At 62.7% G+C, this 14,095-nt stretch carries 8 protein-coding genes and 1 pseudogene; 6 read left to right on the top strand and 3 right to left on the bottom strand.

Going from position 1 to position 14,095, the window contains the following annotated elements:
- Positions 1-170 precede the first annotated feature (170 nt).
- The gene (gene dacB / locus PCOSP_RS09450) at positions 171-1,637 is read left to right on the top strand and encodes a D-alanyl-D-alanine carboxypeptidase/D-alanyl-D-alanine endopeptidase (RefSeq protein ID WP_139648899.1); all 1,467 of its coding nucleotides are present in this window, start codon (positions 171-173) and stop codon (positions 1,635-1,637) included.
- Between the two features lie 230 nt (positions 1,638-1,867).
- On the opposite strand, the gene PCOSP_RS09445 is transcribed toward dacB, so the two are convergent.
- Positions 1,868-4,252, bottom strand: coding sequence for a sensor domain-containing diguanylate cyclase (locus tag PCOSP_RS09445; protein ID WP_139648901.1), 2,385 nt, complete (start codon positions 4,250-4,252; stop codon positions 1,868-1,870).
- Positions 4,253-4,393: 141 nt separating this feature from the next.
- Complete coding sequence (gene rlmKL, locus PCOSP_RS09440; RefSeq protein WP_139648903.1) at positions 4,394-6,679, bottom strand: bifunctional 23S rRNA (guanine(2069)-N(7))-methyltransferase RlmK/23S rRNA (guanine(2445)-N(2))-methyltransferase RlmL; 2,286 nt, start codon at positions 6,677-6,679, stop codon at positions 4,394-4,396.
- 533 nt (positions 6,680-7,212) lie between these two features.
- Between rlmKL and rmf the strand changes: the two genes are divergently transcribed.
- Entirely contained in the window at positions 7,213-7,428 is a 216-nt protein-coding gene (gene rmf, locus PCOSP_RS09435) for a ribosome modulation factor (protein WP_003223300.1), read from the top strand.
- A gap of 318 nt (positions 7,429-7,746) precedes the next feature.
- On the opposite strand, the gene PCOSP_RS09430 is transcribed toward rmf, so the two are convergent.
- A complete protein-coding gene (locus PCOSP_RS09430; protein WP_139648905.1) occupies positions 7,747-8,766 on the bottom strand; it encodes a quinone-dependent dihydroorotate dehydrogenase in 1,020 nt (339 codons plus the stop codon).
- 243 nt (positions 8,767-9,009) lie between these two features.
- Between PCOSP_RS09430 and PCOSP_RS09425 the strand changes: the two are divergent.
- The 4 genes and pseudogenes from PCOSP_RS09425 (at position 9,010) to PCOSP_RS09410 (ending at position 14,036) form a co-directional block, all read left to right on the top strand.
- Positions 9,010-10,220 (top strand): annotated as a pseudogene (locus tag PCOSP_RS09425) (CmpA/NrtA family ABC transporter substrate-binding protein).
- 13 nt (positions 10,221-10,233) lie between these two features.
- Positions 10,234-10,809, top strand: coding sequence for an ANTAR domain-containing response regulator (locus PCOSP_RS09420; protein WP_139648908.1), 576 nt, complete (start codon positions 10,234-10,236; stop codon positions 10,807-10,809).
- Between the two features lie 335 nt (positions 10,810-11,144).
- A complete protein-coding gene (locus tag PCOSP_RS09415) occupies positions 11,145-12,356 on the top strand; it encodes a nitrate/nitrite transporter (protein WP_139648910.1) in 1,212 nt (403 codons plus the stop codon).
- Between the two features lie 9 nt (positions 12,357-12,365).
- Positions 12,366-14,036, top strand: a complete 1,671-nt coding sequence (locus tag PCOSP_RS09410; protein WP_175362940.1) for a bifunctional protein-serine/threonine kinase/phosphatase — start codon at positions 12,366-12,368, stop codon at positions 14,034-14,036.
- The last annotated feature ends 59 nt before the right edge of the window (positions 14,037-14,095 follow it).

The raw sequence follows: 14,095 nt of genomic DNA, 5'->3' as shown, positions 1-14,095 counted from the left end.
GTTGATCGGGCGTATCGACCTACCGTCGGTAAAAAATTGCCTCATCAGAGGCTCAGGCACGGCCCATGCCGGTGCGCCTTGGGGCATAATGCCGACACTTTCTTGACCGTTGAGGACGTTCATTTTCATGTCCTCGTTTTTTCCCCCTCGCCCGTAGGGTTTTATTACACATGATCAAATCTTTGCGTCCACTGCTTCTGGCCAGCCTTCTTCTTCCCCTGGCCCTCCCTGTTTCCACCAGCGCCGCTACGATCAACACCGCCCTGTCGCCCAATGTGCAGAAGGCCCTCAAGACCAGCAAGTTGCAAGACGACGCGTTGTCCCTGGTGATGGTGCCACTCAATGGCCCCGGCACCCCGACCATCTACAACGCTGACGTCTCGGTCAACCCGGCCTCCACCATGAAACTGGTGACCACCTACGCCGCCCTGGAAATGCTCGGCCCCAATCACCAGTGGAAGACCGAGTTCTACACCGACGGCACCCTTAGCGGCGGGATCCTCAACGGCAACCTGTACCTCAAGGGCGGCGGCGACCCCAAGCTGAACATGGAAAAACTCTGGCTGCTGATGCGCGACTTGCGGGCCAACGGCGTCCAGCAGATCACCGGCGACCTGGTGCTGGACCGCGGTTTCTTCATCCAGCCGCAATTGCCGGAGTTCAACGACGACGGCAACGACGAGAACAAGCCTTTCCTGGTCAAGCCCGACTCCCTGCTGGTCAACCTCAAGGCGCTGCGCTTCGTTGCCCGCAATGATGGCGGCCGGGTGTTGGTGTCGGTGGAGCCACCGATTGCCAGCATCCATATCGACAACCAGGTCAAGGCGGTCAATTCCAAGCAATGCGCCGGCGGTGTGCGCTACAACCCGGTGCCACAGGCGGACGGCAGCGTGACCGTGACCGTCGGCGGGCAGTTGGGCGATGGGTGCAGCTCCCAGACCTACCTGTCGCTGCTGGACCATGCCACCTACACCGCTGGCGCGGTGCGGGCGATCTGGAAGGAACTGGGCGGCAGCATCCAGGGCAAGGACCGTCTGGCCGCTACCCCGAGCAACGCCAAAGTGCTGGCCCGGGCGTTCTCCCCGGACCTGGCGGAGATCATCCGCGACATCAACAAATACAGTAACAACACCATGGCCCAGCAGTTGTTCCTGAGCCTCGGCGCGCAGTTCCGCAACGAAGCCGACGGTGACGACGCCAAGGCCGCGCAACGGGTCGTGCGCCAATGGCTGGCCAAGAAAGGCATCACCGCACCGCACCTGGTGATGGAGAACGGCTCCGGCCTGTCCCGCGCCGAACGGGTCAGCGCCCGGGAAATGGCGGCGATGCTGCAAGCCGCCTGGCGCAGCCCCTATGCGGCCGAGTACATCAGTTCGATGCCGATCGCCGGCACCGACGGCACCATGCGCAAACGCCTCAAGACCACGGCCATGGCCGGCGAAGCCCACATCAAGACCGGCACCTTGAACACCGTGCGCGCCATTGCCGGATTCAGCCGTGACATCAACGGCAACACCTGGGCGGTGGTGGCGATCCTCAACGATCCAAAGCCATGGGGCGCTTCATCGGTGCTGGACCAGGTGCTGCTGGACCTGTACCGCCAGCCGAAACTGCCGCAGACGGCGTCGGTGCTCTGATCCAAGCTTGCTCGCGATAGCCGCCATTCAACTGGCATGCGTGGGGCTGAGCTGACGCTATCGCGAGCAGGCTCGCTCCCACAGGGGCCTGATGGGGTGCATGGGTCTGTGTCCGCCGGGGTCAGGGTGGGAGCGAGCCTGCTCGCGATGACGGTGGATCAGTCCAAACAGCCGTCAACTGACACGCCCGCTATCGCGAGCAAGCTCGCTCCCACTCGTTCACCGGTCGTTTACCCCACCTGCATCTCGACCCGATCCCGACCGGCCTGCTTGGCCGCGTACACGCCCGAGTCGGCCCGCAACAGCAGGGCATCCGCGCCCTCCCCGGCGCGCCAGCTGGCGATGCCGAAGCTGGCGGTGACAATCCCCACATCTTCGATCTCCGTACCCCGCAGCCCCTGCCACAACCCAATGGCCAAGGCATAGGCACTTTCACCATCGGTGTCAGGGCACAGCACCACGAACTCTTCACCGCCCAGCCGACAGAAGACGTCGGTACGCCGCAAACGCTGGGTAACGCGCTGGCAAACCGCTTGCAACACCCGGTCACCCACCGCATGGCCATGCTGGTCATTGATACGCTTGAAGTGATCGATGTCGAGCATGATGACCGACAGATCCCCGGAGCCGCGTTCGACCCGGATCATTTCCGAGTTCAGGCGCTCCTGGAAATAACGCCGATTGCGAATACCGGTCAAGGCATCGGTCACGGACAATGCTCGCAACTCTTCTTCCACCCGCTTGAGATCGGAAATATCGGAGATATAGCCGTGCCATAACACGCCACCGCCTGGCAGTTGCTCGGGCGTCGCCTCGCCCCGCACCCAGCGCAGGCCACGCTGTGGCAGTTGCACCCGATACTCTTCGCGCCATGGGCTCAGGGTGTCGGCCGAGGCACGGATGGACGCCCGGACCCGCGCGTTGTCCAGCGGATGGATACGGGAGAAGACGACCTCCGCGTTCTGGACCAGCACATTCGGCTCCAGTTCGTAGATGTCACGAATGCCATCGCTGGCATAGATCACACTGAAGCGGCCGTTGAAATCCATTTTGAACTGATAGATGCCGCCCGGCACGTGGGCACTGAGCTTCTTCAACAGCAAGTCCCGGGCCGCCAGGGCCTCGTGGACGCGCTTGCGCTCGGTGATGTCGATGCAGATCGCCAGGTGTCCGACCCAGAGCCCCTGATCGTCGAGCACCGGCGTGGCCAGCATGTTCACAGTCAAGTGACTGCCGTCACGCCTTACCAGGGTCCACTCCCGGGCCTGCTGGCCGCCCGCCTCGCCGCCCTCCAGCAGCATCGCGTGGCAGGTAGGAATCGGCTTGCCGAATCGGGCGCCAAGCTCTGCGGCCCGGGCCTGGAGTTCCCGGGGCACGTGGAGACTCTCGAGGGTCATGCTCTGCAGGACTTCGCAGCTTTGGTAGCCCAGCATCTGTTCGGCGCCAGCATTGAATGTGGTGATGACGCCACGCAGGTCCGTGGCGATGATCGCAACCTGGGTCGCGGCATCCAGCACGCCGCGCAACTGGCCGTGGGTACCCCGTAGCTCTTGTTCCCGGGCGCGCAGCTCCTGGGTACGTTGTTCCACCAGTGTCAGGGCCCGTTGGCGCTGGCTGACCAGGACGTAGAGTAAGGCACTGAGCAGGAAACTGAGTAAACCGCCCAATACCACCAGGCTCGACATCGTGGAATGATTGGTCGACAGGAAGATGCGGCTGGGCCGCAACTCTACCCGGTAGTCGTGATCCGCCAGGCGCAACACACGGATCGCCGCCAGGTCACTGTCCCCCGGCGGCCCGGGAGAATCGAACAGCACCTCCTCCTGGTCGGCATCGGACAAGTCCAGGACCCGCATCGAAAGATTGTCATGACCGGCCGTCGGCAGGCCGTCGCCCACCAGTTGGCGCATGCTGATGGCCGCCACCACGTAACCGAAAGGCTCCGTAGAAGAGGCCCGGGTGACCGGCGCCACCAGCAACACGCCACGGACAAAGGCCGGATCGGTCCCTACCAGGTCCAGCGGCTGCGATACCGCCAGGCTGTTCTGTTGACGAGCCCGCTCGAGCACGGCGCGGCGCAATGGATGGGAAAGCAGGTCGAAACCCAGCGTTGACTCCTGGGACCCCTGGCATTGCACATAGAGGATCGGTGCGTACTCGTCCCGTTCTGCGGCCTGCCGCAAGCCGCCTGAATCGTCCACTTCACGGATGATGAAAGGGTTGATTCGTTTATTCCGTTCCCGTTGTTCGAAAGCCTGCCGCTCGTCGCGAAACACTCGTGGCGCCCAGGCGAAGGCCTGGGTACGCCGCAACAACGGTTCGGCATAGCCGTGGAATTCTTTCTCGGAAACCGCCGCCGAATTGGCAAAGAAACGCCTCAGGCTGTCGAGGCGCTGCTCCTGCTCCTGGAGTCTTTCCTCGATACGGCTGAAGCGCTCCTCCGCTTGCAGCTCGAAGCGCTGGCGAAGTTGCTGGTTGAACAGGCTCATCATCGCCCAGCTCACCAAACCGGTCAGGAACGTGCCAGCCAGGAAGACCAGTGAAGCCACCAGCCAGGCCGATACATCTTCGCTGATAAAACCCAGGATCCTGGGACGCACCGGATGCAATGCCATAGGACACAACTCGAAAAAGGGGCAGGCGTCGGTACAGCCCTGGCCACAGCCTAGTTATAGCTATTAGCCATCACTTTGACCAGCCCTAAAATCGGCTGGAAGCCTTGATTTACAAGGCTTCGTGGATCCAATCGAAAAATCTCAACGAGCCATGATTTTCCAGGCACGGTGGATCTTGCTGTTGCGGGCAAAGTCCGGATCGATGGTTGCTGCGGTGATTTCCTCCACTGCGTAGCGCTCGCCGAGGTTGTCCTCGAGCTGGAACTTGCGGAAATTGTTGGAGAAATACAGCACGCCTCCCGGCGCCAGGCGAGCCATGGCCAAGTCCAGCAACTGGACGTGATCGCGCTGCACATCGAACACGCCCTCCATGCGCTTGGAGTTGGAGAAGGTCGGCGGGTCGATGAAGATCAGGTCGTATTCGTCACGGCTAGCTTCAAGCCAGGCCATCACATCGCCCTGCTCCAGGCGGTTCTTGTCGGAAAAACCATTGAGCGACAGGTTACGTCGTGCCCAGTCCAGATAAGTTTTCGACAGGTCGACGCTGGTGGTGCTCCGGGCTCCTCCCTTGGCAGCATGGACGCTGGCGGTCGCGGTGTAGCAGAACAGGTTGAGGAAGCGCTTGCCGGCCGCCTCCTTCTGGATCCGCAGGCGCATCGGCCGGTGATCGAGGAACAGCCCGGTGTCCAGGTAGTCGGTCAGGTTGACCAGCAGCTTCACGCCACCTTCATTGACCTCGGTGAACTTGCCCTGGGCACTCTGGCGCTCGTACTGCTTGGTGCCGCTCTGGCGCTCGCGACGCTTGATCACCACGCGGCTCTTGTCGACATTCAGCGCCTGGGGAATGGCCGCCAAGGCATCGAACAGCCGTGCCGAAGCCTTTTCCGGATCGATGGATTTTGGCGCGGCATATTCCTGCACGTGCACCCAGTCGTGATAAAGGTCGATCGCCATGGAGTATTCCGGCATGTCGGCGTCATAGACCCGATAGCAGTCCACGCCTTCGCGCTTGACCCATTTGCCCAACTGCTTGAGGTTCTTTTGCAGGCGATTGGCGAACATCTGCCCGCCTTCGCTCAAGCGCGCCTGCTCGACCACAGGCGCGGGAGCGGGGGTCGGCTTGATCGGGTTGCCATTCTTGTTGTATTGGCGCTCTTGCGGTACCTCAAGCGCCTGTCCCTGCTCTTCCTGGTCAAGGCGGGCTTGCTCACGCTCGGCCTGACGCTGTTCCGGAGTGCGACGCTCGCCGGTGACAAACTGGTCCGGCAGCACCTTGATCAGCAGCAACTTGCACGGCAAGGCACCGTTCCAGAAGGAATACTGCTTGTGGCTGCGGATGCCCATGCGCTTGCCCAGGTCCGGGGCGCCGGTGAACACCGCCGCCTCCCAGTTCAGGCACGCCTGGCGCAGCCGCTCGCCGAGGTTCTGGTAGAGGTAAAGCAGGCTGGCCTCATCGCCCAGGCGCTCGCCGTACGGCGGGTTGCAGATGACCAGGCCTTTCTGGTTCTGGTCCGGACGCGGCTCGAACGTAGCGACCTCGCCTTGATAGATCTTGATCCACTCGCTCAGGCCGGCACGCTCGACGTTGTTGCGACCTGGCTGGATCAGCCGTGGATCGGCTTCATAACCGCGAATCCACAGCGCAGGCTTGGCCAGCCCGGCGGCGGCGCGGGCAGTGGCTTCTTCGTGGAGTTTCTTCCACAGCGCCGGCACATGGCCCAGCCACGCGGTGAACCCCCACTGCTGACGACGCAGGTTCGGCGCCATGTCGGTGGCAATCATGCCCGCCTCCACCAGGAAGGTACCGACGCCGCACATCGGGTCGGCCAGGGCGCCGCCTTCAGCGGCGATGCGCGGCCAGCCGGCACGGATCAGGATGGCGGCGGCGAGGTTCTCCTTCAGCGGCGCGGCACCTTGCTGCAGGCGGTAACCACGCTGGTGCAGGCTGTGACCGGACAGGTCCAGGGAGAGGATCGCTTCACCGCGGTCCAGGCGCAGGTGAATACGCAGGTCCGGGTTGAGCTTGTCGATGGAAGGCCGCTCACCCGAGGGGGTACGCAGCTTGTCGACGATAGCGTCCTTGACCTTCAAGGCGCCGAAGTGGGTATTGTCGATGCCCGAGCCGTGACCGCTGAACTCGACCGCCAGGGTGCCATCGGCCAGCATGTGGTCCTGCCAGTCGACGTCCAGCACGCCGTGGTACAGGTCCTCGGCGTCTTTCATCGAAAAACGCTTGAGGACCAGCAACACGCGGTTGGCCAGCCGTGACCATAGGCACAGGCGATACGCCGTCTCCATGTCGGCCACGCCGCGAACGGCCGAGGTGTGCTCGCGCGCCTCTTCAAGGCCAAGCCCGATGGCTTCCTCGAGAAGCAGGCCTTCGAGGCCCTTGGGGCAGGTGAGGAAGAGTTCGAAACGATCGGACATGGGGAGTTCCAGAGCCTTTGGCTAAGTGGACCGGGGCAACGCGTTGCCGGGTCAGGTTCAATCAGGTGCTTTTCTCAAGAGCACCCGGTGGCACGAAAGTGTGCCGTCCCACCCTCGCCGCTCAGGTTAAAAGAGCTTAGATGCGGGGGCAGATAAAAAATTCGGTGTAACAAATTGATGAAAAGTCACCCCTTTCGTCGAATAGTACCCGAGTGCAACAGGGGGACATTCTCATCCGAGAAAAGACAGCGCCGTTCAACGCAGGGCCGATCATACAGGGGTCTTGCTCAAAAGCGGACGCTGAACACCCTGTTACTTATCGCCCTAACGTCTTTATTGTTACGTGCTTATGACAAAACGATCATTCCATCCATGTGACGCTTTGGTTAGAACTCAACACAGGTTGACGCCACAACGGCGCCAACACCTTGGCTCGTCACGCCGGCAACGAGCCACCAACGGCAGAATGATTCTGCCCCGGCCTCAACAGAGGCCGACGCGAAGTAACAGTCAACAAGTGAGGGCAATACCCTATGAGAAGACTTAAGCGTGATCCGTTGGAAAGAGCATTTTTACGCGGTTACCAATATGGTGTTGGTGGTAAATCCCGTGAGCTTTGCCCCTTTACTCTACCGTCGGTACGTCAAGCCTGGATCAATGGCTGGCGAGAAGGACGCGGCGACAACTGGGACGGTATGACCGGCACTGCGGGTATCCACAGACTCAACGAACTTCACGCCGTCGGCTGACACAGGGCTCAATACTCAGGAACTCGACAACTTCGATCCACACACCGATTTAACCACGCGCGTCCCATCCGGACGGCGGGCTACGGCCCAGGGGCTCCTTCGAGGAGCCCTTTTTAATGCCCATCGGAAACTAGTTGCGAACACTGTTGTGGCGAGGGGATTTATCCCCGCTGGGATGCGCAGCATCCCTCTTCGATGTATGAATTGATGAAGGTGTTTCGGTCGTGCGATTTTGGGGCTGCTTCGCAGCCCAGCGGGGATAAATCCCCTCGCCACAGATAAATCCCCTCGCCACAGAAGTATCTGACAGCCGCGAAATCAGCCCAACGCCGCAATCGCATCCACCGACTCGCGAATCAGCGCCGGCCCCTTGTAGATGAAGCCGGAGTAAATCTGCACCAGGCTCGCACCCGCGATGATCTTCTCGGCGGCATGCCGTCCCTCGGTGATCCCGCCCGCGGCGATGATCGGCAAGCGTCCCGCCAACTCCCCGGCCAGCACTTTCACGGTGTGCGTGCTCTTGTCACGCACCGGCGCACCGGATAACCCGCCCGCTTCGTCACCGTATTCCAGCCCTTCGACCCCTTCGCGGCCCAGCGTCGTGTTGGTGGCGATCACCGCGTCCATGCCGGTCTCGACCAGCGCCTGGGCCACTTGGGCGGTTTCTTCATCGGTCATGTCCGGCGCGATCTTGATCGCCAACGGCACATGCCGGCCATGGGTCACCGCCAGCTCGGCACGACGCTGGGCCAGGTCGGCCAGCAGTTGCTTGAGGGAATCACCGAACTGCAGGCTGCGCAGCCCCGGGGTGTTCGGGGAGCTGACGTTGACGGTCACATAGCTGGCGTGGGCATAGACCTTGTCCAGGCAGATCAGGTAATCATCGACGGCACGCTCCACCGGCGTGTCGAAGTTCTTGCCGATGTTGATGCCCAGTACGCCCTTGTACTTGGCGGCAGCCACGCGGGCCAGCAGATGGTCGACGCCGAGGTTGTTGAAACCCATGCGATTGATGATCGCCTCGGCCTGCGGCAGGCGAAACAGCCGTGGCTTGGGGTTGCCCGGTTGTGGCCGTGGCGTGACGGTGCCGATTTCCACGAAACCGAACCCCAATTGCGCGAAGCCGTCGATGGCCGCGCCGTTCTTGTCCAGACCCGCCGCCAGCCCGACCGGGTTGGGGAACTGCAGGCCCATCACACTCACCGGCAATGACGCCGGCGCCTTGCACAGCAGACCATTGAGGCCCAAACGTCCGCCCGCGCCGATCAGGTCCAGGGACAGATCGTGGGAGGTTTCCGGGGAAAGTTTGAACAGCAGTTCACGGGCCAGGGTGTACATGGGCGGCTTTGACTCGGGCGACGAAATGAGGCGGCGATTATAGCCGCGCAACAGCGGCTCAAGCGAGGCGCCTGCGCAAAACAGCGTCGATGGCATATGCCTTGCACCCTTTTCGCTCATCGGCGCTCATGCCAACGACGGGATGAGTGCCACACTGTTTTTAGAGGACAACGGCGTCGTCATCCGGCCATGCTCTGGCATTCGTCCGGGTACGGCGCTTTTTTACGTGGAAGGTGATGCCCGATGAATGAAGTTCCAGCCACTCCCCTGGCCTGGGTCAATGGCAGCGACGCTCCGGAAAAAAGCGTGATCGATCTCGGCTTCATGGCCTTGAGTGACTGCGCCCCGGTCGTGGTGGCCGCCACTCAGGGCTTCGCCCAACCCTACGGCCTGACCTTGAACCTCAAGCGCCAGAGCTCCTGGGCCAATCTGCGGGACAAGCTGGTCAGCGGTGAAATCGACGCGGCCCATAGCCTGTACGGCCTGATCTACGCCGTGCACCTGGGCATCGGCGGTGTCGCGCCGACCGACATGGCGGTGCTGATGGGACTGAACCAGAACGGTCAGAGCATCAACCTCTCCCACGGCCTGCAGGCGATGGGCGTGACCAGTCCTGAGGCACTGGAGCGCCATGTGCACCAAACTCGCTCGAAACTGACCTTCGCCCAGACATTCCCCACCGGCACCCACGCGATGTGGCTCTACTACTGGCTCGCCGCCCAGGGCATCCATCCCTTGTCGGATGTCGACAGCGTGGTGGTTCCGCCGCCGCAAATGATTGCGCACTTGCAGGCTGGGCGCATCGACGGGCTCTGTGTCGGCGAGCCCTGGTGCGCCAGCGCAGTGAAACAGAACCTCGGCTTCACCCTGGCGACGACCCAGACCATCTGGCCCGATCACCCGGAAAAAGTCCTGGGCTGTACCCGCGCGTTCGTCGAGCAATACCCCAACACGGCGCGCGCGCTGGTGATGGCGATCCTCGAAGCCAGCCGTTTCATCGAACAGAGCACCGAGAACCGTCGCAGTACCGCCCAACTGTTGAGTGCCCCGAATACCTCGACGCCCCGCTGGACTGCATCGAACCCCGTCTGCTGGGGATCTACGCCGATGGCCTGGGCAACAGCTGGCAGGATCCCCACGCCATGCGTTTTCATGGCAACGGCGAGGTGAACGTGCCCTACCTGTCCGACGGCATGTGGTTCATGACCCAGTTCCGTCGCTGGGGCCTGCTGCGGGAAGACCCGGACTACCTGGCCGTGGCCAAGGAGGTCCAGCAACTCGAGCTGTATCGCCAGGCGTGCACGGCGCTGGGCATTTCATCCACCTTCCAGGCCATGCGCAGCAGCCAGTTGATCGACGGCACCACCTGGGACGGCTCGGATCCGGCCGGGTATGCCCGCCGCTTCAAACTGCACGCCTTGAGCGATGCGGCTCCCCTTTTCGCCAGCCGCTGACAGGAGCCCGACCATGCTGCGTATCCTGCTGATCAACGACACCGCGAAGAAAGTCGGCCGTCTCAAGGCCGCCCTGGTGGAGGCCGGGTTCGACGTCATTGACGAATCCGGGCTGACCATCGACCTGCCGGAACGCGTCGAAACAGTGCGTCCGGATGTAATCCTGATCGATACCGAGTCACCCGGCCGGGATGTCATGGAACAAGTGGTGCTGGTCAGTCGCGACCAGCCACGACCGATCGTCATGTTCACCGATGAGCACGACCCGGGTGTGATGCGCCAGGCAATCAAGTCGGGGGTGAGCGCCTACATCGTCGAAGGCATCCACGCCGCGCGCCTGCAACCGATCCTCGACGTGGCCATGGCCCGTTTTGAAAGCGACCAGGCCCTGCGCGCCCAGCTCCAGGCCCGGGACCAGCAACTGGCCGAACGCAAGCGCATCGAACTGGCCAAGGGCATGTTGATGAAGATGAAGGAATGCAACGAAGAACAGGCCTATACCCTGATGCGCCGCCAGGCCATGAGTCGCCAGCAGAAGCTGATTCAAGTGGCCGAGCAGATCATTGCGATGAATGAGTTGCTGGGCTGAGGCCCAGCGGCGCCTGGCCCGGCGCTATCGCGAGCAGGCTCGCTCCCACAAGGATTCCGAGTACCGCCCAATCCACCTGTGGGAGCGAGCCTGCTCGCGATGACCTCCCCTCGATACCTGCTGTTGGCACAGATCTCGCTTAAGCATCCCCACAGGTAACCAACGGCGGTTGCCCCACCTACGACAAAGACGTCGCACACCCTTCTTGCCTCACTGGCAATCCGGGTTGCGGCGTTTTTTTGTTTTGGCTCTTCGGAGCCGGTGGTGCGACCACAGACGGCGCACTGCTCTAAGCACTGACTCATTTCTCGAGACTTTTACAGCTGAGGTGCGCGATGAATTCAAGCTTCTGGAAATCCGGCCACACCCCGACCCTGTTCGCGGCCTTCCTTTATTTCGACCTGAGTTTCATGGTCTGGTACCTGCTCGGCCCCCTGGCGGTGCAAATTGCCACCGACTTGCATCTGACTACCCAGCAACGTGGCCTGATGGTCGCGACACCGATTCTGGCCGGGGCCGTGCTGCGGCTGTTCATGGGCCTGCTGGCCGACCGGATTTCGCCAAAGACCGCCGGCATGGTCGGTCAGGTGATCGTGATCAGCGCGCTGTTCTGCGCCTGGAAACTGGGCATCCACAGCTACGAACAGGCACTGCTGCTGGGCCTGTTCCTGGGCATGGCCGGCGCTTCGTTTGCCGTCGCCCTGCCATTGGCGTCTCAGTGGTATCCACCACAACACCAGGGCAAGGCCATGGGCATCGCCGGTGCCGGCAACTCGGGCACCGTGCTGGCCGCGATCATCGCGCCGGTGATGGCCGCCGCCTTCGGCTGGGGCAACGTGTTCGGTTTCGCACTGATCCCGCTGGTCCTGACTCTGGTCATCTTCGCCTGGCTGGCCAAGAACGCTCCCGAGCGGCCGAAAGCCAAATCCATGGCTGACTACCTCAAGGCCCTGGGTGACCGTGACAGCTGGTGGTTCATGTTCTTCTACAGCGTGACCTTTGGCGGCTTCATCGGCCTGGCCAGCGCCCTGCCCGGCTATTTCAACGACCAATATGGCCTGAGCCCGGTAACCGCCGGCTACTACACCGCGGCCTGCGTCTTCGGCGGTAGCCTGATGCGGCCGCTGGGCGGTGCCCTGGCGGATCGCTTCGGCGGCATCCGCACCTTGCTGGGCATGTACACCGTGGCGGCCATCTGCATCGCGGCGGTGGGCTTCAACCTGCCGAACTCCTACGCGGCACTGGCGCTGTTCGTCTGCACCATGCTCGGCCTCGGCGCAGGCAACGGCGCCGTGTTCCAACTGGTACCGCAACGTTTCCGTCGCGAAATCGGCGTGATGACCGGACTGATCGGCATGGCCGGCGGCATCGGTGGCTTCGCCCTGGCGGCGGGCATGGGCGCGATCAAGCAGAGCACCGGCAGCTACCAACTGGCGTTGTGGTTGTTCGCCAGCCTGGGCGTCCTGGCCTGGTTCGGCCTGCACGGCGTCAAGCGTCGCTGGAGAACCACCTGGGGCTCCGCAGCCGTCACCGCGGCTCGGGTATAAACAGCGACCATGAGCCTGCAACTGAGTTTTGCCGAAGCCACTGCCATCGGCCCACGGGAGGAAAACCAGGACGCCCTGCGCCTGGTCACCCCGGCCCCGGCCCTGGCCGCCAGCAAAGGCTACCTGTTCGCTATTGCCGACGGCGTGAGTCAATGCGCCGACGGCGGACTGGCCGCCCGCTCGACCTTGCAGGCACTGGCCCTGGACTATTACTCCACGCCGCAAACCTGGGGCGTGGCCCAGGCGCTGGACCGGTTGTTGCTGGCACAGAATCGTTGGTTGCAGGCCAACGGTGGCGGGCAGCCGTTGCTCACCACCGTCAGTGCCCTGGTACTGCGGGGCCGGCGCTTCACCCTCGCCCACGTGGGCGATTGCCGGGTCTACCGCTGGCACGCAGATCATCTGCAACGGGTCAGCGAGGATCACGTCTGGGAGCAGCAGGGCATGCAACATGTGCTCAAGCGCGCCCTGGGGCTGGATCAACATTTGATTCTGGATTTTCTCGACGGCGAACTGCGCACTGAAGAGACCTTCGTGTTGCTCAGCGATGGCGTCTGGGCGGTCTTGGGGGATACGGCCATTGCCGGCATCCTTCGGGACCAGCCGGACCTGAACCTCGCCGCCCAGACACTGGTGAACGCCGCGCACCTGGCCGGCAGCCAGGACAACGCCAGCGCCTTGCTGATACGGGTCGATGCACTGGGCGAAGCGAGCATCGGCGATGCGCTGATCCAACTGCAGCAATGGCCCCTTCCCCCGGCGCTGAAACCGGGCCAGGCGTTCGAGGGTTGGCAGGTCGAAGGGCTGCTCGGCCAGAGCCAGCAATCGCTGCTCTACCGGGTACACGACGGCCAAGGCCAACCGTGGCTACTGAAAACCTTGCCGGGGCAGCTACGGGACGACACCCGGGCCGGGCAGGCATTGCTGTCGGAAGAATGGTTTCTCAAGCGGGTCGCCGGAAGGCAGTTTCCGGAAGTTCATGGCGTTCCCCAGCGCCAGCATCTGTATTACGTGATGCGCGAATATCCGGGCATGACCCTGGCCGAGCTGTTCCACCAGGCCGGCGCCTTGCCATTGGCTCAATGGCTGGACCTGGCGCAGCGGTTGGTGCGGGCGGTGGGCCTGCTGCATCGACGGCAGATCTACCACCGTGACATCAAGCCGGAAAACCTGCATCTGGGGGACGACGGCGAACTGCGGCTGTTGGATTTCGGGCTGGCGTACTGCCCCGGCCTGTCCGAAGACCAGGCCAACGTGCTACCGGGCACCCCCAGCTATATCGCACCGGAAGCCTTCGGCGGTGTCGCACCGACGGCGCAGCAGGACTTGTATGCCGTCGGTGTGACCCTGTATTTCCTGCTGACCGGACACTATCCCCACGGCGAAGTCGAGGCCTTCCAGCGACCGCGCTTTGGCGTGCCGGTCAGCGCCAGCCGCTATCGGCCGGACCTGCCTGAATGGCTGGGACAAAGCCTGGAACGCGCTGTTGCAGCGGATCCGAACGAGCGCTTTGAGACCGCCGAGGAATGGTTGTTATTGCTGGAACAGGGCGAGCGCCGCAGCTTGAGCGTCAGGCCCCGGCCACTGCTGGAAAGGGAACCGCTGAAGGTCTGGCGGACGTTGGCGCTGGTGTCGTTGGTGGTGAATATTGTGTTGCTGTTCCTGGTGTTTCATAGCTGAGATCCGGTCGCGCCCATCGCGAGCAAGCTTTGCTCCCACAGAGGACCTGCTGCCACTGG

The sequence above is a fragment of the Pseudomonas sp. MAFF 730105 genome (genome assembly GCF_055380705.1).
The sequence above is the reverse complement of the archived record's forward strand: the minus strand, read 5'-3'. Positions and strand labels throughout refer to the sequence as shown.